A 19,541-nucleotide genomic window follows, 5' to 3' on the forward strand; every position below is an offset into this window, starting at 1 on the left:
CGGCAATGAAGACGGGAATGTCGACGATGACCACCATCATGGCCACCGGCGATCTGGTCCTGGAACGGGAGGACGCCACCTCGCTTCTCGCCGCTGTGGCCCCGGTCCTGGCGGAGGCCGATGTGGTCATTGGCCAACTCGAGGTGCCGCACACCGAGGCCACCGCCACCATGTCCTCGGACGTCCCCGCCCTGCCAGCGCCGCCGTCCGCGCTGGACGCCGTCGCCGGTGCTGGGTTCGATGTGCTCACCCTGGCCGGGAACCACGTCTACGACTTCGGTGGCGAGGGGATCGAGGACACCCGGCGGCACTGCCGGGACCGGGGCATGGTGACCACCGGCGCCGGCGGTGACCTGGAGGAGGCCTGGCAACCGGCCGTCGTCGGGCACCAGGACCGGCGGATCGCGGTGCTCAGCGTCAATTGCGTGGGCCCCCGGGAGTCCTGGGCCGGGAGCGGCAAGGCCGGCTGCGCCTGGATCGAGGTCGTCACGCACTATGAGCCCCGGGGTGCCAATCCCGGCGGTCCGCCGCGGACCTACACGTTCGCCGAACCGGGGTCCCTGGCGGTCTTCTCGGACCGTGTTGCGGGCCAGGTGGCGGCGGGCACGGATGTGGTCGTCGCCCTGCACCAGGGACTGGTCCACCAACCCGTGGACATCGCGCAGTACCAGTACGAGATCGCCCATGCCGCGATCGACGCCGGGGCGGTGGCCGTGATCGCCCACCACGCCCACATCCTCAAGGGGATCGAGGCCTACCGGGGCCGGCCCATCTTCCACGGGCTGGGCAATCTCGCCACCGTGACGCACGCCCTGGGCGGTCAGCCCGGGGACTCTCCTGAGCGGAGGGCTTGGGCCCGGGAACGGATCCGGCTGTTCGGGTTCGAGCCGGATCCGGCGATGCCCGAGTATCCCTTCCACCCGGAGAGCCGGAACACGGCGATCGCCGTCATCACCCTGGGAGCGGAGGGTGCGGTCGGCGCGGAGGTCATCCCCTGCTGGATCGACGACGACGCCCGGCCCGTTCCCGTGCCCCGCGCCGGTGGCGGTGAGGCCGTGGGCCGCTACCTGCAAGAGATCACCCGCGAAGCCGGCCTGGACACCGTCCTGGCCTGGAGCGGAGACCGACTGACCATCCAACTGGAGGACCATCCCCGATGAACACCGTGACCGCACCGCTCAAGGGCAAGACCGTCATCGACCTGACCACCGCCCTGGCGGGCCCCTATGCCACCCTGCTGCTGGCCGGTCTCGGCGCCCGGGTGATCAAGGTGGAGAATCCCACCCGCGGTGGGGACTCCTCCCGCAACAACTCTCCCTACGTCACCGAGGACGGGCTGAGCCTGCGCCGGACCTCGGACGATGACATGTCCGTCTCGATGATGCTGCGCGGCCGGGGTAAGGAGTCGATCACGCTGAACCTGAAGCACCCCGAGAGCCGCCAGGTGCTGTTCGACCTGATCGGCGAGGCGGACATCCTGGTGGAGAACTACAGCGCCGGGGTGACCAAACGCCTGGGGATCGACTACGCCTCCGTGCGCCACCTGAACGAGAAGCTGGTCTACACCTCGATCAGCGGCTTCGGTGCCGGCCCGGGCAACGGGGACCGCAAGGCCATGGACACGATCGTCCAGGCCCTGAGCGGCGTGATGATGACCGCCGGAGAACCGGGCCAGCCCCCGGTGCGCTTCGGGCTGCCGATCGGGGACCTGTCCGCGCCGCTCTTCGCGGTGATCGGCACCCTGGCCGCCGTGCTGCAGGCCGAGCACACCGGCGAGGGCCAGCACGTGGACGTCTCCATGCTGGGGGCGCTGACGTCCATGGTGGCCTGCGAGCCCTTCGACGCCCTGGAATCGGTGGGCTTCCCGCTGCGCACCGGCGCCTATGTGCCGCGGCTGGCCCCGTTCGGGACGTTCCGTGCGGAGGATGGCTATTTCGCGATCTGCGCACCCACCGACCAGTTCGCCGCCGGGGTGCTCCGCGCCATCGACCGCCCGGACCTGCTGGATGCCGAGGACTTCGCAACCCGGGACGCACGCGTGGCCAATGCGGACCGCCTGCACGGACTGATCGCCGGCTGGGCCGCCGAGAAGCCGCTGGACGAGGTGCTGCAGGCCCTGACCCGTGAGGGCGCACCGGCCGCCCCGGTGCGCTCGACCGCCGAGGCCGTCCGGGACCCGCAGGTGGTCCAGCGCGGCGAGGTGGTCCCGCTCGTCCACCCGAAGTTCGGGCACTTCGAGGGGCTCTACGGCTCCGGGGTGCCCGTGGTCTTCTCCGCCAGCCAGACCACCCTGGACGTGCCGGCACCCCACCTGGGCGAGCACACCGATGCGGTCCTGGGGGCCATCGGCTACGACGCCGGCCGGATCGAGGGTCTGCGCGCCGCGGGAGTGCTGTGAGCACTAGCGAGACGGCGGCGGTACCGGGGACCGCACTAGGGACGGCGCCAGTGATCGGCGCCGGGCTCGGGCTGGAGCCGAGGGTCGGAGTGGTCGGGGCGGATGTACCCCGGCAGATTGTCCTGGCCTGTGGGGCCGTCCCGGCGCGGATCCTCGGCTCCTGGACCGGCGCGGTCTCCCAGGAGTCCACCGAGCTGCTCGGGGCCACCGATGCCGTGGCGGCCCGGGTCCTGAATGAGATCCTCTCCGGTGCCCATGACGAGCTGGCCGGACTGGTGGTCTGCAACGACTCCATGGCAGACCTGCGCGTCTACTACGTCCTGCGCATCCTGGCCGAGCGTGGCCGGGTCCCGTTCCCGGTCCACTTCCTGGACGCGCCCCGCGGCGGCGGCGACCACCGGCGGCGCTTCGTGTCCCACCAGTACGAGAGGCTGGCGGCCTTCACCTCCGGCATCACCGGCCACCAGGCCGACGCGACGTCGTTGGCCGGTGCCGCGGCGCGCGAAGCGGAGTTGGGCGCGGCGCTCGAGGCGGTGCGGGGCCGGCGTCGGGAAGGGGTTCTCTCCGGTACCACGGCGCTGACGGCCTACCGGGCCGCGGCGCAGCTGTCTCCCGAGGACGCTCTGGAGCGGATCACGGATCTGGTCCGGAGCGAGACACTGGACCGAGGCGCGTCCGAGCCGGTGGAGCGGGACGGGTCCGCTGAGCCGGCCGCGGCGGGGGTGCCGGTGTACGTGACCGGTAGCTCGCATCCGGACGCCACCGTGTACACGGAACTCGAGGCGGCCGGCGCCATCGTGGTGGGGGAGGACCATGACGCCGGTGACGCCGCCTGGATCGGGGACACTGTCACCGCCGCCACCCTGGCGGAGGCCTGCGCTGTGCTGGCCGCCCGGCACGCTGCCCGGCCTCCGGCGGCGGCCCGCTCCCTGTCCTCCGAACGGACCGACCATCTGCTGGCGGAGACGGAACGCTGCGGTGCCGCCGGAGTGGTGGCACTGGTGCGGGACCTGGACGACGGCCCCGTCTGGGACCTGGCGGACCACCGTCCGGCCCTGGCCGGCCGCAACCTCTGGCTGGCCGAGCAACTCCGGGTGCCCGCCGGCGGTGTCCAGGATGCCGCCGCCGGGATCCTTCACACGCTGAGCCAGAACGTGAACAGGAAGGACGCGCCGTGACCCAGCCACGAACACCGGCCCAGCCGCGAACACCCGCCCAGCCGCGAACATCGGCCCAGCGGCCGACAGCACAGGCCCCCGCGGGGCCGCGACTCCGCTCAGCCGTGGCCGCCACCCGCCACCAGAAGGAGTGGTTCCAGACGGTGCGCCAGCGTGCGGCCGCCGGTGAGCCGATCGCGCTGGTCAACGCCGATGCCCCACACGAGGTCTTCCGCGCCCTGGACATCCCCTACGTGGTGACGCAGTGGTGGTCCTCGATCATCGCCGCGAAGCAGGCCGGGCCGGCCTCGATGGAGCGGCTGGCCGCGGGCGGGCTGCCGGACTTCAGCCTTCAGTACGACGCCATGCCCCTGGGGGAGCAGGACCTGCCGGACGAGGACCGGCCGTGGGACGGATTGCCGGCCCCCCGCTTCGCGGTGGCCGAACGCAGCGGGGATGTCACGGCGAAGATCTTCGAACAGTGGGGCAACCGCCCGGGAACCGAGACCTTCCTGCTGTCCCGCACCGGTGCGGACCCAGTGCCGGACCGGTGGTGGGAGCTGGTGCCGCACCAGTGGGAGCAGGCCTTCGGCACGGAGCGGCTGGACCTGCTCCAGGGCGAGATCCAGGACCTGATCGCCTGGCTCGAGGAGCGCACCGGGCGGACCCTGGACTATGGCCGGCTGGCCGAGATCATGGCCCTGGGCAATCAGCAGGCCGAGTGGAACCGGCGCACCCGGGACCTGATCGCCACCACCCGGCCCACCCCGGTGCTGGTCAATGACACGATGCCCGCCGTGATGTCGCCGCAGTGGCAGCGCGGCACCCAATGGGCGGTGGACGCCGCGCGGAGCCTCTACGAGGAGACGGCCGAGCGCGTGGACCAGGGGATCGCCGTGTGCCCGGGGGAGCGGAAGCGGCTGATGTGGGTGGGCCGCGGACTGTGGTCAGACCTGGGCCTCTACACCCGGTTCCAGGAGGAGTTCGGGGCGGTGTTCGTGTGGTCCATGTACCTGGCGATCGCCGCGGACGGCTACCTCCGGTACGGCGACGACCCCGTGCGCGCGCTGGCCGCGCGGTTCGTGGGCATCACCGATCAGCTCTACGTTCCGCCGTGGTCCTCCCAGTGGTACGTCAAGGAGGCCCTGACCCACGGGGTGGACGGGGTGGTGCACCTGGTGGCTGACGACACCCCGGGCAGCGGATTCATCACCGAGGCACTGAAGGCCGAGGGGATTCCTGTGCTGGAGATCCGGGCCAACAACGCGGACCAGCGGTCGAGCTCGGCCGCCCGGATCCCCGAGCGGATAGCCGAGTTCATCCGGCACCGTGTCTGAACCGGATGAACCCGGCCCGTTCCGGCAGCGGAACTTCTCGCTGTACTTCATCGGCCAGGTCATCTCCAACACGGGAGTCTGGTTCCAGAACCTGGCGCTGCAGCTGGTCGTCCTCAACGCCACGGGCAGCGCCCAGGCCCTGAGCGGCATCACGATCGCGCAGTTCCTGCCCATCTTCGTGCTGGGTCTGGCCGCCGGCCGGCTGGTGGACCGGGTGGCCCCGCGGACGGTGCTGCTGGTGACGTCGCTGCTCTCCGCCGTGGTCACCGCCTCGCTGGCCCTGGTGGTGACCGAGGACCCGAACCTGTGGCTGATCTACGGGTTGGTCGGCGCGCTCGGGTCCGTCCAGGCCTTCGAGCGGGTCGCCGCACAGGCAATCATCTTCGAACTCGTGGGCCCGGGGAGCCTGTCCAATGCCGCTTCCATCAGCACGATCGCCCTGGCGGCGGCCCGCTCCGTCGGCCCGGCGCTCGCGGGGCTCGCCTTCCAGGGGCTCGGCGCGGCCCTGTGCATCCTCATCAACGCCGGTGCCTACCTGGTGGTCTTCTGCTCACGGTGGATGATCCGCCCGGCCGAGCTGCACCCCCGGGGACATCGCGACGGCGAAACCCGCCCACGCGGCCGGGTCCCGTTCCAGCGCGGCCGGGACGTGAACACCCTGTTGGTGGTGAACGTGGTGGTGTCCCTGCTGGCGATGAACTTCGGGCTGGTGCTGACCTCCACGGTGGACCTGAGTTACGGCGGGGGCGCCAGTGCTGTCGGCGCCGTGCACACGCTCAATGCCGTGGGCGCCGTGCTGGGAGGGATCCTGGCGGCCCGGCAGCGGAAGGTCTCCGTGCGGGCGATGGTCCCGGCGACGGCGGTGTTCGGGGTGGTGCTGGCCTTGAACGCGGCAGCCCCCACCCTGGTGCTCTTCCTGTGCGCCGCCCCGCTGCTGGGGTTGGGCATCGGCTACTACCAGGGGATCGTCAACGCCGCGGCACAGGAATCCGTGGACCCCCGGTTCCTCGGGCGCATGATGTCCTGGATGACCCTGGGCAGCTATGGGATGGTGCCGTTCGGCGCCCTGCTCATGGGCTGGCTGATCGATGCCAGCTCCGGGCGGGTGTCCCTGGCGGTGGCCGCCGCGAGCGCGCTGGCCTGCACCGTGCTGGTGCTGGTCCGGACGGCACCAGCACGCTCCTGACGCTCCTGCCGGAGCCGAGACCATCGACCGGGCCAGGAATTAGCCGGCAGAGCCGTCCGTGGCGTCGCTCGAGTCCTTTGAATCCTTCGAGTCGTGGGCTTCCTTGCTGGCGGAACGCAGGCGGTTCGCGGCCAGGCGCGAGGGGACGTGACGTGGGCGGCTGGTGATCTGCCGGCGGGAGATGGCGTCCGCCTCGGCCTCGTCATCCCCGAAGTATCCGCCGGCGAGCTCGCGGGCCGCGTGGTCCAGGACCTCGACGATCGAGTTGCCGAGGTCTTCGCCCATGGCCGCAGTGAGCCGCCGCTCGTGGCGCTGCAGCTCCTGCCCGCAGCGTTGGACGAGGTCCCAGCCGCTCTCGGTCAGCTTGACCAGGCGCACCCTGCGGTTCGTCGGGTGGTTGCCGCGGTCCACGAGGCCGAGGTCGATCAGCTCGTTCGCCACGAGGTGGGCGGCCTGCGCGCTGACAAAGGTCCGCCGTCCCAGCTGGGCGTTGGAGAGGGGCAACCCCTCGCCCAGCACCTGGAGGATCAGGAACTGTGACAGCGTGACCCCGTGGGCCAGGGCCAGGTTCTCGGTGAACCGGTCCAGCGCCCGGCTCAGCCGGTAGGCCGTGTAGTTCAGCCGGTCGGTGGCCGGGGCGCCCCGCGGGTCTCGTTCGATCTCAGTCACCCTTTCGAGGATATCAAGTCGCTTGCGATTCTCCGCCATCGTTCAGGTGGGCGGCGTCAGGGAGGTGGGGGCCGGCGTCGGGCACGGGGGTGTGGTGCGGGATCAGCTGCGGTTCTGCACCGGGAGGCGGTCCCGGTGGTAGGTGATGTCCGTGTAGCCGTGCGGGACGGGTTTGCCGTCCGGACCGAGGGAGACGAAGACGATCTTCTCGATGGTGAGGATGACCTGGCGGGTGATCATGTTGCGGACCTCGGCGCGCATGGTCAGGGAGGAACGACCGAAGTGCGTGGCCTTCAGGCCCATCTCGATCATGTCCCCCTGCTCGGCGGAGGAGACGAAGTTGATCTCCGAGATCAGCTTCGTCACGCTGCGGTGGTTGCCGAGCTGGATGATGGCGTAGATCGCGGCCTGCTCGTCGATCCAGCGCAGGAGCGAGCCGCCGAAGAGGGTGCCGTTGGCGTTGAGGTCCTCGGGTTTGACCCACTTGCGCGTGTGGAAGCTGACGCCGTCCGTGGCTGGGTCGATGGGGCTGTCCAGGCCGATCGTGGGCAGGGCGGCGGTGCGGTCGGTCGGTTCTTCGCTCATGGTCCGAGCGTAGCCCGGGCGCATTGATCGCGTCGGAAGAAAGGTCTCGACATACCTATCGTCATAGGTATATGGTCTGGAGTGAACCTCGTGTGGTGCGGATCACCCCCGTCCGCGCGGTCGCCCCGGCAGTAACCCCAGAAAGGACCGTTTCGATGACCGAAACCGTTGCAAACACCAAGTCCCTGCAGGACGTGCTGGACTCGTCCGGCAACGTGGTTGACCACCTGCGCAACTCGCAGATCGGCGCCTACATCTACCCCGTCGTGGCCCCGGAGTTCTCCAACTGGCGCTCGGAGCAGCGCGCCTGGCGTGAGTCCGCCGTGCTGTTCGACCAGTCGCACCACATGGACAACCTGATCCTGCGCGGCCCGGATGCCATCAAGCTGATCTCGGACACCGCCATCAACTCCGTGGCCAAGTTCCCCGTGAACAAGGCCAAGCAGTACGTCCCCACCACTCCGGCCGGCCACGTCATCGGTGACGGCATCCTGTTCCGGCAGGAAGAGGAGGAGTACGTGTACGTGGGCCGCGCCCCCGTCACCAACTGGATGCTCTTCCAGGCCCAGCGCGGTGACTACCCGAACCTTGAGATCGTCGAGGATCGCCGCTCCCCGTCCCGCCCGATGGGCAAGCCGGTGCAGCGCGAGTACTACCGCTTCCAGATCCAGGGCCCGCGCGCCTGGGAGATCATCGAGAAGCTGCACGGCGGCTCGCTGGAGCAGCTCGGCTTCTTCAACATGTCCTGGATGAACATCGACGGCACCCAGGTCCGCACTCTGCGCCACGGCATGTCCGGTGCCCCGGGCCTGGAGATCTGGGGCCCGTACGCCGACTACGATCGCATCCGCGACGTCATCCTGGCCGCCGGTGCCGAGTTCGGCATGCTCGCGGTCGGTTCGCGTGCGTACCCGTCCAACACCCTGGAGTCCGGCTGGATCCCGTCCCCGCTGCCGGCGATCTACACCGGTGACGGCATGATGGCCGAGTACCGCCAGTGGCTGGGCGCCGATTCCTACGAGGCCAACAACGCCGTGGCCGGTTCCTTCGTCTCGGACAACATCGAGGACTACTACCTCAACCCGTGGGAGCTGGGCTACGGCAACTTCGTGAAGTTCGACCACGAGTTCATCGGCCGCGAGGCCCTCGAGAAGATCGACCCGGCCGCCCAGCGCAAGAAGGTCACCCTGGCCTGGGATCCGGAGGACATCAAGCGTATCCAGTCCTCGCTGTATGACACGGAGGGCACCCCCTTCAAGTACTTCGACCTGCCGCTGGCCAACTACGGCTCCTCGAACTATGACGCCGTGGTGGACGCCGACGGCAACGTGGTCGGCGTGTCCATGTTCACCGGCTACTCCGCCAATGAGAAGCGCGCCCTCTCCCTGGCCACCATCAACCCGGACGTCCCCGAGGGCGCTGAGCTGAAGGTCGTCTGGGGCGAGCCGGACGGTGGCACCCAGAAGACCACCGTCGAGCCGCACGTCCAGACCGAGGTCTCCGCCACGGTCTCGCCGGTGCCGTTCTCCGCCGTGGCCCGCGAGTCCTACCAGGGCGGTTGGCGCACCGGCTACAAGGGCTGATCCTGTGTAGCCACCCCTCCCCGGCCTCGCCGTCGGGGAACATCTGAAGCACGACGCCGGCCCGCACCGTTCTCGGTGCGGGCCGGCTGTGCGTTGGGGCACCGGTGTTGTGACTGCTGCTGGTGCCGACGCCGAGCGCTCACGGATTTCACAGCCGTTTGGTCAATTGATGGCGGAATTCCAGTATGAAATGACCAAAACGGCGTGAGAAGTGAGAGGCCTCGGCGTGGGCCAGCGATCGGCGTGGGCCCGTAGACAGCGCGAACCGGTGAGCTATCCACAAGGGTGGACGCCGCGGCCGCTCGGAACCCGGGTTTTTGATGGGATGTCACCATGCTCCTCGATGCCGATGCCGATGCCGATGCCGATGCCGATCTCGCCCGCGATCTCATGACCACCCGTGACACCGATCCCGACCGGAATCCCGATCCGACCACGAGCGCGCGGCCCACGCGGCCCAAGGTGCGAGCCGCCGTGCCTTTCACGGCGGCCGAGACCTCTGATGCCGTCGAGCTCATGGCCTCTCCCGAGGGCGGGGGGATGCTTCCCCGGCACCCAGTGGTCCGTGGGGCGGATGGGACGGTGGAGGCCTGGTCCATCCGCATGATCCTGGCAGATCCGGAGGGTGGGCCGTCGAAGTCTCCTCGGACGCTGGCCCGCGCCGCAGAACAGGGTCGGTTGTTCCGCATCCGGGCGGGTGTCTATGCAGAACCGGAGAGCTGGAATGCGGCGTTCCCGGCGCAGCGGCACCTGGCGTCGGCCTTCGCCATCGCGGCCACCCGCCGTCGGAATCCGTCCGTGTTCTGCCGTGAGACTGCCCTCCTGTTCCACGGGTTGGGCTTCTGGTCGATACCGACGTCCGTGTGCTCTCGGGCGCGGACGCTCGGGGACTCGGGACATCAGAGGCCGACCAAGCCCGAGGGCATGAGATACGCACAGTTCCAGGAGACCCGTCATCTGAAGCCCAGGCAGTGGAGTCGACTGGCGGAGTCGATGGACGGCGCCGCCTCTCCATGGCCAACCGCCTCGCCATTGCTATGGGGCACGGAGAGGATCGTCCTTGCCGGGGTGACTGTTGTCGTGGAGCGTTTGGCGTTGGCCCTGGCCGATGCCATTCCTCGGATGGACCCCGTGGAGGCCGCGGTCATCCTGGACGCACTCATGAGCGCACGGCGCACCGGTGCCGGCGTTCATGGGAAGGGGCAAACCGCTGCGTGGTCGAAGGAGTCGCTGGACGCCTTGTGGGGGCTGAGCGTTTCGGTGACGTCGGCACAACGGCTCCGGGCCAAGACACGATTCGCCAGCCCCGAGACCGAATCGGCGGGGGAATCAGCCAGCCGCGTGGTCATCAGAGACCTCGGTTTCGAGGTGCCGGAGCTCCAACACAGTGTCTATGACCACCGGGGGCGGCTCATCGGGATCGCAGACTTCTGGTGGAAGGATCGACGTCTGGTCGGGGAGTTCGACGGCCTGACGAAGTATCTGGGACGCGCCAGCTACTCGGGCAGGTCCGCGGAGAAAGTCGTGACGGACGAGAAGATCCGCGAGGATGCCATCCGTGCGCAGGGCAACGGCATGGTCCGCTGGCTGGCGAGCGACGTCCGCACGCCGGCCCTCCTCGAGGCGAAGCTGCGTCAGGCCAAGGTCCCCTATGCGCCGCTGGCCGCCTGACAGCGCCCGGCGCCCCACCTCGGGGAGGTGGGGCGCCGCCGTCGTGGCTGGTGGGGTTTGCCGCGACCCGGAATCACCTTTCACAGTGGTTCGGTCAATTCATGGCGGAATTCCGATATGAAATGACCAAACCACCGTGAGAATCCCGAGAGGTCGGAGCGGAGAGAGCCCATCGGCCGAGGAACCGCCCTAGCCCGAAGCCGTCTGCGATCCGATCATCCGGCCGCCGCTGTTCAGTTGCAGCGCGCACTGCACCTGGCGGTCGCCCTCGGACCAGGACCCCTCGGACGGTGTGTACATGGTGTAGCCGAGATCGGACTCGGCGGGGTCCGCTCCGGTGAAGGCCGCAAACTGCTCCCGGCACCCCGCGTCTGCCAGGGCGTGGACGGCCTCCGCGCCCGGCCAGGTCGGCTCGTCCAGCTGGAACAGCGCGTACATCTGGAGGTCGTGGGCCACCTCGCACGGGACCACGGCCACCTCGTAGAGCCCGTCCTCGGCCGGCCGGTCGAAGCATTGGCCGGGGGCGAGCTGGAAGATACTCGTGGCCTCGGCAGTCACCGCCGCGGACGGCGTCGAGGTGCCGACCAGCTCCTCATTCCCTCCCGGACCGCCACAACCGGCGAGGGCCAGCGCGAGGCCGAGGGCCGCCGTCGTGCCTTGGAGGACACGGCGGAGCGGCACGACGGCGGCCGGCGCCGGGGTGCGCCGGGACGGCTGGGGTGCGGGGCCGGGGTGGGTCACGGGCATGCACCTCACTCTAGGACCGGACGGTGGCGATGCCGGACCCTTGCGCCGAGACGGTGTGAGGCGGAGCCTTGGAGCGGACGGCTCGGACGCCGCGACCATGCCGGCCGCACCGGACCGCGCCGCATCTGGCCGCAGGGAGCGCATGATGACCGCCACCTATACCTGGGATGTCTTCGCCAGCCTGGACGGATACGGCTCCTACGGCCCGCCAGGCGATTGGGGCGGCTACTGGGGCAAGCAGGGGCCCGAACTGCTGGACCACCGGCTGGCGTCCTTCGAGCACGAGCAGCGGATGGTCTTCGGGGCCACGACGTTCCGGGAGTTCGTGGCCATGCTGTCCGGGGCCGGACCGGATGACGACGTCAAGGACCCCTGGGTCACCCGGATGGTGAACATGCCGGCGGTGGTGGTGTCCTCCACGCTGTCCCCGCCGCTCGACTGGCCGAACGCGACGGTGGTGCGCGGCGACGCCGTCGACGTCGTGGCCCGGCTCAAGGTGGAGTCCGAGGTGCCGTTGCGTTCGCACGGCAGCCTCTCGATGAACCGGGCGCTGATGGCCGCCGGTCTGGTCGACCGCATCCAGCTCACCATCTTCCCCGTGATCACCGGCCAGGCCGGGCTGGCTCCGATCTTCCGCGGCGCTGAAGACTTCGACCTCGAGTTGCTCGAGAGCCAGACCCTGGACGGCCGCACCCAGGAGCTGGTCTACCGGCCCACCCGGCACGGCTGATCCGGTTCCGGACCCAACGAACGACGCCGGCCGCGCACCCAGGGTGCGCAGCCGACGTCGTGCTGGGGGAGCGCTGGTGGAGTGTTGGCGGCGGGAAGGGATCAGTGCTTCGCCTGGTAATCCTTGATCCATTCGGCGGTCGTCTTGGTCCCGCCGAAGGTGTAGAAGTGCAGCTTGACGTCACCCTCGGCCGGGGTCAGGCCGGCGTCGAGGTCCTGGATCATCTTGTCCGGGCCGGCGGTGCCCAGCAGGTTGGTGATGGAGAAGCCGTACTTCTTGGCGATGCCCGCGGAGGTGGCGACGCCGAAGCGGGAGGCGTAGGTCAGCAGGCGCTTGATGCCGGCCGGGCCGGGGACGCCGATGCGGATCGGCAGGTCGATGCCGCGGCGGCGGACCTCCTTGATCCAGGCGAACACCGGGTCCACGTCGAAGCCGAACTGGGTGAGGATGGTGCCGTTGAGGCCCTGCTCCTGCAGGGAGGCGTACTTGCTCTCAAGGGCGTCCCAGAGCTGGGCGTCGGAGATGTCCGGGTGACCCTCGGGGTAACCCGCGATCGAGATGTCCGTGAAGCCGTACTCCTTGAGCAGGCCGGAGGTGATCAGGTCCACCGAGGCGCCGTAGGGGCCCATTGGCTCCGAGGGGTCGCCGCCGACGGCGAAGGCATGGGTGGCGCCGACCTGGTCCCGCAGCGCGGTGAGGAACTCCACCAGCTCGGCCTCGGAGGTCAGGCGGCGGGCCGAGATGTGCGGAACCGGGACGTAGCCCAGTTCCTTGGCGGCGGAGGAGGCCTTGACGCGCATGCCGAGGTCCTCGTTGCCCAGGAACGTCACGTTGATGCGGGTGCCGGCCGGGATCAGCGCGGCGGCCTCGCGCAGCGCATCGATGTCCTTGTCCTTGCCGGTCATCTCCAGGGACGGATCGGTGATGACGGAGGGGCTGCCGGAGTCGGTGGGGGTGGGGTTCGGGGAGCTCATGCGGATCCTTCGGATGTTCTGGGGCCGTGGCCCGTGCGGTCCGGTTGCTCCGGGAGGACGGGCCCGACGTCGGCCGGGCTGGCTTGGTGCCGCGTGACCGGTTCCGCTGTGGTCCCGGTCACGCTGACGCAACCGAGCCTAATATAACTATCCCCATAGGTATAGGGGTGGTGGTTGATAAGGTTCGGTCAGCGCCGCGCGCGCCGGTTCAAGGCTCGGTGCTGCGTGCGGCGTTGGGGGCCATCCACCGGCGGCGCAATGAGATCAGACGGAACGCGAACACGGCCATCATCACCAGGGCGGCCGTCAGCCAATTGAAGACATCCAGCGTCCACAGCAGCGAACTCAGGCCGGCGCCGAGGAGCGCGGGCACAGCGTAGAGCCCGTGGCGGTTGAAGATCTCGGGAACCTCGTTGGCCACCACGTCCCTCAGTAGGCCGCCGACCACACCGGTGGCCACTCCCAGCAGGATGGCCATGATCGGCTCGATCCCCGCACTCAGGGCCGTGCGGGTGCCGGTGACGCAGAACAGCGCCAGGCCGGCCGCATCGAAGACGAGCAGCGTGCGGCGCAGGCGGCCCTGGGTGATGAGCCGGAAGTACACGAGTGCCGCGGCCACGGCCGGCGGGATCAGGTACAGCGGGTTGGCGAAGGCGTTGGGGACCCCGTCGTCGATGATGAGATCCCGCACCACGCCGCCGCCGAGCCCGGCCAGGAAGGCCAGGAACACCGAGCCGATGATGTCGAACTGCCGCCGGACGGCCAACAGGCAGCCGGAGACGGCGAAGAAGAACACGCCCCACAGGTCCAGGACCAGCAGCAGCGAATCGAGATAGGCCGGCGCCTCGGGGGCCTCGATCATGTCCGTCCCTCCTTTGACGTCTGTGAGGTGCCGCGGGCAGGGTGCTGTCACTCGGGCCGGCGGTGACCGTGGAGAGGTGTCCGGCATGCAGGACGCCGGAGACCCCGTGGACCCTCAGGATAGGCGTATCCACAAACCCCGTACTATCGACGGATCCGGCGGAGGGCCACGATGAGCAGGCAGACCGCGGCCGTGGCGGACAGCACCGTGGTGCCGGCCACCAGCAGGAGGACCACGGCCGCGAGTCCGGCCAGCACAGCTTGCGCCGCGCGGAAACCCGAGGCCGTGGGCGGCGGCATCCGGCGTTGCTCGCCTGCTGCCAGGGCCCACGCAGCCGCGGTGGTGAGAACGGCGGCGATGCCCAGCCACAGCGGGCGGGTGAGCCACCAGGCGGCGCTGGAAGGTTCGGGCAGCACCACGCCCGTGTCCATTGCCAGCAGTGCCGTGGCGCCGGCCATGGTCAGTAGCACGGGCATGTGCCAGAGGTAGATGGTCATGGTGCGCGGCGTGACGAAGCCCGTGACCGCGGCGATGCGGGGGCGAGTGCTGAGGCGCGTCAGTGTGGGGCGGACGAGTGAGAGCAGGGCGGTCTGCGCCACGCCGACCAGGAGGAGGGCCGGCGTCGGCGGATTCAGGTTCTCGATGAGGTCCGGCGAGAAGATCCCGGTGATGAAGAATCCGGCCAGCAGCGTGACGGCGCCCAAGCCGGTGATGACCACGGTGCGGCGGCCCAGGCTTTCCAGGCATCCGTCGGCCAGGAAGAATCCCAGTTGCTGCAGGGTGAGCCAGACGAAGGCGAGATTGAGGATCCCGATGACCTCCAGTCCGGTGGTTGTGCGCAGCACCTCGACGGCCACTGCGGCTGCGGTGAGCCCGAGGATGCTGCCGAGCGGGGCGCGGTCGTGGGCGGCGACCAGGGCGGGCAACAGCGCTTGGCAGACCAAGAAGACCGCAAGGAACCAGAGCGGCTGGCCATACCGGAATCCCGCTGTCAGCACCAGGTCGGCGGGGACGCCCCCGGCTGCGAGCATCGCCAGGCCCACCCCGGCCGCGCCGATCGAGAACACTGCCGGCAGGAGGAGCCGGTGCACGCGCCCCGCGAGGAAGTCCACGGGCGTGCCACCCCGGTGCCGGAGGCGGCGGTAGGCGATCGAACCGGCGAATCCACCGACCACGAAGAACAGGGGCATGACTTGTACCACCCAGGTCAGGGGTGTGAACCACGCCGCCCCCTCAGCAGTGTTGACGAACTCAGGGCCGGCCCCGCCCACCGTGACACCAGCCATCAGCGCATGCAACAGCACCACCACAACCACGCAGAACGCCCGCACCAGGTCGATGCCGGTATCGCGACCGGCCGGCAGGGGTGCCTCGGCGGTGTGCCCGAGCCGCCGGGGCAGCCGTGACGGGTCGTTGATCAGGGTGAGGTCGTTGATGAGGTTCACCCTGTGAAGGTATGGACGCGGCTTCACCGGCCACATCACCCACAGGTATCGACTGGCCCCCTACCGGGGAGGGGCCTGAGACCGGACCGCTGGCACCCAAGGACCTGGTTCGCCCGGGGGGCGGTGCGGTACCAGGTCAGGTCCGAGCCGGCGCCCGGTCAGACCCCGCGGGCCAACTCCTCGGCCAGGCCGATGTAGGAGGCGGGGGTGAGGGCGATGAGGCGAGCCTCGGCGTCGGGCTCCAGGCCCAAGCCCTGCACGAACTCGCGCATCCGCTCCCCGTCCACGCGGCGGCCGCGGGTGAGCTCCTTGAGGCGCTCGTAGGGGTTGTCCATCCCGTCCACGCCGGCGATTGCCTGCGCGCGCATGACCGTCTGCACGGCCTCGCCGAGGACCTCCCAGTTGTGGTCCAGGTCCTCGGCCAGCACCGCGTCGGCGACCTTGAGCTGGCCCATGCCCTTGGTGACGTTGGACAGGGCGAGCACCGAGTGTCCCAGGGCGTTGCCGATGTTGCGCTGGGAGGTCGAGTCGGTCAGGTCGCGCTGCCAGCGGGACTCCACGAGCGTGGCGCCGAGCGAGTCCAAAAGGGCGTTGGACAGCTCGAGATTGGACTCGGCGTTCTCGAAGCGGATCGGGTTGACCTTGTGCGGCATGGTCGAGGAACCCGTGGCACCGGCCACCGGGATCTGCGCGAAGTAGCCGATGGAGATGTAGCTCCACACGTCCACGCAGAACCCGTGCAGGATGCGGTTGAAGCGCGCGATGTCCGCGTACAGCTCGGCCTGCCAGTCATGCGACTCGATCTGCGTGGTCAGGGGGTTCCAGGTCAGGCCGAGATGCTCCACGAAGGTGCGGGCCACCTCTGGCCAGTTGGCCTCCGGGACGGCGGACAGGTGTGCTGCGTACGTGCCCGTGGCGCCGTTGATCTTGCCCAGGTACTCCTGCTGCTCGATGCGCGTCAGCTGGCGGTCCAGACGGTGCACGAACACCGCCATCTCCTTGCCCAGGGTGGTCGGGGTGGCCGGCTGTCCGTGGGTGCGGGAGAGCATCGGGGTGCCGGCCGCGGTCTCGGCCATCTGGCGGAGGGTCCCGACGGCGGCCCGCGCGGCCGGCAGCCAGACCTCGCGGATCGCGTCTCGCACGCCTACGGCGTAGGACAGGTTGTTGATGTCCTCGGAGGTGCAGGCGAAATGCACCAGCGGGGTGAGGTGTTCCAGCTTCAGGTCCGGCAGCCGTCGGCCGATGTAGTACTCCACGGCCTTGACGTCGTGCACCGTCTTCTTCTCAATAGCCGCCAGCTCGGCGACCCCGTCCCGGTCGAAGCCGGTGACGATCCGGCGGAGGCCCGCCTCCTGTGCCTCATGCAGCGGCGTGAGCCCGGGCAGGACCTGGTGGCGTGCGAGGTGGATGAACCACTCCACCTCCACGTGCAGGCGGTTGCGGTTCAGGGCGGCCTCGGACAGGTGCTCGACCAGCCCGTCCACCGCGGAACGGTATCGACCGTCCAGCGGGCCGAGCGGAATGCCGGCGTCGGCCAGTGACCTGCGTCCTCCGGCGACGAATCCGTAGGAGAAGGACGGGTCCGTGGCAGAGGAGCTCTGGGCTGAAACGGGCTGGGCAGAGGCGGCGGACTGCGGCGCGGGAGACTCAGGCATGTGGCCATTCTTCCACCTCGGCGACCTACTCCGAGTTGTGTGCCAACCCAACTGACGGTGGCGCCCGGGTGGGGAGCATGAGTCATCGGGCGAAGGGCCGGCGTCGGGCACCGTGTGGAGAGGGACGGGGGCACCCGGGGTGCGGGGACGGCGTCGTGCGTTCCCTGGGGCTACCTCTTGCGGTACAGCGCCTTGCGCTGGAACCGGGGCTCCGAGGTGACCAGCATGCCGAGGTTGCGGAAGATGTCCTCGTCCACGGTGCCCAGGATGGTGGTGGTGTGGACGTCGCAACCGGTCAGATTGCGCAGCTGTGCCAGCGCCGCCCGCGCGTTCGGATCCGAGGCGGCGGAGACGGAGAGGGCGATCAGCACCTCGTCCGTGTGCAGTCGCGGGTTCCGGGAGCCCAGGTGCTCGGTCTTGAGGGTCTGGATCGGCTCGATCGCGGCCGGGGAGAGCAGGTGGACGCTGTCCTCGATCCCGGCGAGGTGCTTCAGCGCGTTCAGCAGCATGGCCGCCGAACAGCCCAGCAGACCAGAGGTCTTGCCGGTGACGATGGTCCCGTCGGCCAGCTCGATGGCGGAGCCGGGAGCCTCGGTGGCCTCCTCGATCGCCAGGGCGGGGGCGACGACGGCGCGGTCCTCGGTGCCGCAGCCCGCCCGGGACATCACCATGGCCACGCGCTCGGAGATGTCCGCCTCGCGGTCGTTGCTGCGTTCATCCACCAGGGCCTTGTAGTAGCGGCGCACGATCTCCTGGCGGGAGGCCTCGCGGCACACCTCGTCGTCCACGATGCAGCTGCCGGCCAGGTTCACGCCCATGTCCGTGGGAGAGGCATAGGGGGAGGAGCCGGTGAGCTTCTCCAGCAGGGCCTTCAGGAGCGGGAAGACCTCCACGTCCCGGTTGTAGCTGGTGACCTGCTCTCCATAGGCGTCGAGGTGGAACGGATCGATCAGGTTGATGTCATCCAGGTCCGCGGTGGCGGCCTCGTAGGCGAGGTTCACCGGGTGGTCCAGGGGCAGGTTCCAGATGGGGAACGTCTCGAACTTGGCATAGCCGGACGCGATGCCGCGGGCGTGGTCGTGATACACCTGCGAGAGGCACGTGGCGAGTTTGCCGGAGCCGGGCCCCGGCGCGGTGACCACCACGACGTCCCGGGTGGTCTCGGAGTAGTCGTTCCGTCCGAAGCCCTCCTCGGAGACGATCCGCTTGGTGTCCTGCGGATAGCCAGGGATCACGCGGTGGCGGGCGACCGTCAGCCCCAGCCGCTCGAGGCGCTCACTGAAGGCCTGCGCCACCTGGTTCGAGTCCTCCAGCTGGGTCAGCACCACGTGCTGCACCAGTAAGCCGCGTTCGCGGAACACATCGATCAGCCGGAGGACATCCTCCTCATAGGGGATCCCCAGATCGGCCCGGACCTTCTGGCGTTCCAGGTCCTTGGCGTTGAGGCAGACGAGGATCTCGAGTTCGTCCTTGATCCGCTCGAGCATGGCGATCTTGTTGTCCGGCGTGAACCCGGGCATCACGCGGGAGGCATGGTGGTCGTCGAAGAGCTTCCCGCCCATCTCCAGGTACAGCTTGCCGCCGATCTGCTGGCGGCGCTCCTCGATGTGGCGGGACTGCAGCTCGATGTAGCGGTCCCGGTCGAAACCCGTCCGGTGGCCTGGCAGGCCATTCGCGGTAGGGGACAGTGAACCGCCGGTCACGCCCGCAGAGGCGCCGGGCGCGGAGGCCGAGAGCGTGCTCGGAGCGGGAGATTCAGAGGAATCGGGGGCTGATGGAGCGGAGGGGGAGATCGACGAGGCCACGACGTCAAGCTAGCACCCAGGCCGGACCTCCGCCGGGCTACGCGCCCTGCGGGCGGTCGATGGCCAGCACCTCGCCGAGAGTGCCCCATTCGTTCCGGCCCAGGCGGGTGAGCGGATCCAGCCGGTTGGCCAGGGGAAGGGTGCGGCCGCGGGCGTCCGTGTGGAGGGTGTCCGTGTCCACCGCCACCTGCACCACGCGGCCGAGCACCATGTGGTTCCCGCCGACCTCGATGATGCGTTCCACGGTGCACTCCATGACCGCGGGCGAGCCGGCCACCCGCGGAGGCACGACGACGGCCGAGGGCTCGGCCTCGATCCCGGCGGCCTCGAACTCGCTCACCTCCGGGGCATAACGCGCCGAGGTCTGATTGGCCACCTCGAACTGTGGCCGGGAGACGAGCGAGATGGTGAACTCGCCGGTGGACTCGACATTGGTGAGCGTGTCCTTGCGCGAGGTCGAGGAGAACATCACGATTGGCGGCTCTTCAGAGACCATCGTGAAGAACGAGTGCGGGGCCAGGTTCGCGGTTCCGTGCGCGTCCACCGTTCCCACCCAGGCGATGGGCCTCGGGATGAGGATCGACTTCACCAGCAGGGTCGTCTCGCGGTCGCCGAGGGTGGCCGGATCGAATTCAGTGCGCTGGTTGCTCATGGGGACAGTCTTCCAGCCCCTCCGGTGTAGCGGTGCCGTCCTCCACAACAAGCGCGATGCTCTGGGCTTATCCCCACTAGCACCT

Annotated in this window: 17 protein-coding genes; 8 read left to right on the plus strand and 9 right to left on the minus strand. The window is 69.4% G+C overall.

Going from position 1 to position 19,541, the window contains the following annotated elements:
* Nucleotides 1-17 precede the first annotated feature (17 nt).
* The 5 genes from C8E99_RS13380 to C8E99_RS13400 all read left to right on the plus strand — a co-directional run bounded on the left by C8E99_RS13380 (nt 18) and on the right by C8E99_RS13400 (nt 6,078).
* On the plus strand, nt 18-1,160 hold the full coding sequence (locus C8E99_RS13380; protein ID WP_245952339.1) for a CapA family protein: 1,143 nt from the start codon (nt 18-20) through the stop codon (nt 1,158-1,160).
* The gene (locus C8E99_RS13385) at nt 1,157-2,398 is read left to right on the plus strand and encodes a CaiB/BaiF CoA transferase family protein (RefSeq protein ID WP_115932706.1); all 1,242 of its coding nucleotides are present in this window, start codon (nt 1,157-1,159) and stop codon (nt 2,396-2,398) included. The genes C8E99_RS13380 and C8E99_RS13385 overlap by 4 nt, the downstream gene beginning before the upstream one ends.
* Nucleotides 2,395-3,576: a 2-hydroxyacyl-CoA dehydratase family protein gene (locus C8E99_RS13390; RefSeq protein WP_147301237.1), complete on the plus strand. Its 1,182-nt coding sequence runs from the start codon at nt 2,395-2,397 to the stop codon at nt 3,574-3,576. Before C8E99_RS13385 ends, C8E99_RS13390 begins: the two co-directional genes overlap by 4 nt.
* 104 nt (nt 3,577-3,680) lie before the next feature.
* Complete coding sequence (locus C8E99_RS13395) at nt 3,681-4,892, plus strand: 2-hydroxyacyl-CoA dehydratase family protein (protein WP_245952341.1); 1,212 nt, start codon at nt 3,681-3,683, stop codon at nt 4,890-4,892.
* Nucleotides 4,885-6,078 carry an MFS transporter gene (locus tag C8E99_RS13400; protein ID WP_115932709.1) on the plus strand — a complete coding sequence of 398 codons (1,194 nt, stop codon included), beginning with the start codon at nt 4,885-4,887 and terminating at the stop codon, nt 6,076-6,078. The genes C8E99_RS13395 and C8E99_RS13400 overlap by 8 nt, the downstream gene beginning before the upstream one ends.
* A gap of 39 nt (nt 6,079-6,117) precedes the next feature.
* Here the strand turns inward: C8E99_RS13400 and C8E99_RS13405 are convergent, their stop codons facing one another.
* Together C8E99_RS13405 and C8E99_RS13410 are read right to left on the minus strand one after the other, a co-directional pair.
* The gene (locus tag C8E99_RS13405) at nt 6,118-6,747 is read right to left on the minus strand and encodes a MarR family winged helix-turn-helix transcriptional regulator (protein WP_170144611.1); all 630 of its coding nucleotides are present in this window, start codon (nt 6,745-6,747) and stop codon (nt 6,118-6,120) included.
* A 102-nt stretch (nt 6,748-6,849) separates the two neighbouring features.
* The gene (locus C8E99_RS13410) at nt 6,850-7,332 is read right to left on the minus strand and encodes an acyl-CoA thioesterase (RefSeq protein WP_115933488.1); all 483 of its coding nucleotides are present in this window, start codon (nt 7,330-7,332) and stop codon (nt 6,850-6,852) included.
* Between the two features lie 155 nt (nt 7,333-7,487).
* Here C8E99_RS13410 and ligM point away from each other — a divergent pair, with 155 nt between their 5' ends.
* Both ligM and C8E99_RS13420 read left to right on the plus strand, forming a co-directional pair.
* Entirely contained in the window at nt 7,488-8,915 is a 1,428-nt protein-coding gene (ligM, locus tag C8E99_RS13415; RefSeq protein ID WP_115932711.1) for a vanillate/3-O-methylgallate O-demethylase, read from the plus strand.
* A gap of 333 nt (nt 8,916-9,248) precedes the next feature.
* Nucleotides 9,249-10,586 carry a hypothetical protein gene (locus tag C8E99_RS13420; protein WP_115932712.1) on the plus strand — a complete coding sequence of 446 codons (1,338 nt, stop codon included), beginning with the start codon at nt 9,249-9,251 and terminating at the stop codon, nt 10,584-10,586.
* Between the two features lie 189 nt (nt 10,587-10,775).
* Here C8E99_RS13420 and C8E99_RS13425 read toward each other — a convergent pair whose 3' ends face one another.
* Entirely contained in the window at nt 10,776-11,333 is a 558-nt protein-coding gene (locus C8E99_RS13425) for a septum formation family protein (protein WP_170144612.1), read from the minus strand.
* 145 nt (nt 11,334-11,478) lie between these two features.
* Between C8E99_RS13425 and C8E99_RS13430 the strand changes: the two genes are divergently transcribed.
* Entirely contained in the window at nt 11,479-12,063 is a 585-nt protein-coding gene (locus C8E99_RS13430) for a dihydrofolate reductase family protein (protein WP_115932714.1), read from the plus strand.
* 101 nt (nt 12,064-12,164) lie between these two features.
* Here C8E99_RS13430 and C8E99_RS13435 read toward each other — a convergent pair whose 3' ends face one another.
* The 6 genes from C8E99_RS13435 to C8E99_RS13460 form a co-directional block, all read right to left on the minus strand.
* Nucleotides 12,165-13,037, minus strand: coding sequence for a methylenetetrahydrofolate reductase (locus C8E99_RS13435; RefSeq protein WP_115932715.1), 873 nt, complete (start codon nt 13,035-13,037; stop codon nt 12,165-12,167).
* Between the two features lie 208 nt (nt 13,038-13,245).
* Nucleotides 13,246-13,899, minus strand: a complete 654-nt coding sequence (locus tag C8E99_RS13440; RefSeq protein ID WP_115932716.1) for a trimeric intracellular cation channel family protein — start codon at nt 13,897-13,899, stop codon at nt 13,246-13,248.
* Nucleotides 13,900-14,042: 143 nt separating this feature from the next.
* Nucleotides 14,043-15,344, minus strand: a complete 1,302-nt coding sequence (locus C8E99_RS13445; protein WP_245952343.1) for an acyltransferase family protein — start codon at nt 15,342-15,344, stop codon at nt 14,043-14,045.
* 158 nt (nt 15,345-15,502) lie between these two features.
* On the minus strand, nt 15,503-16,999 hold the full coding sequence (purB, locus tag C8E99_RS13450) for an adenylosuccinate lyase (RefSeq protein WP_115932718.1): 1,497 nt from the start codon (nt 16,997-16,999) through the stop codon (nt 15,503-15,505).
* 170 nt (nt 17,000-17,169) lie between these two features.
* On the minus strand, nt 17,170-18,702 hold the full coding sequence (locus C8E99_RS13455; RefSeq protein ID WP_211309124.1) for a DUF1846 domain-containing protein: 1,533 nt from the start codon (nt 18,700-18,702) through the stop codon (nt 17,170-17,172).
* Nucleotides 18,703-18,841: 139 nt separating this feature from the next.
* Nucleotides 18,842-19,456 (minus strand): flavin reductase family protein, encoded by a 615-nt coding sequence (locus C8E99_RS13460; RefSeq protein WP_115932719.1) that lies wholly within the window; start codon nt 19,454-19,456, stop codon nt 18,842-18,844.
* Nucleotides 19,457-19,541: the final 85 nt, after the last annotated feature.

Source organism: Citricoccus muralis, assembly GCF_003386075.1.
Taxonomy (GTDB): Bacteria; Actinomycetota; Actinomycetes; order Actinomycetales; family Micrococcaceae; genus Citricoccus; species Citricoccus muralis.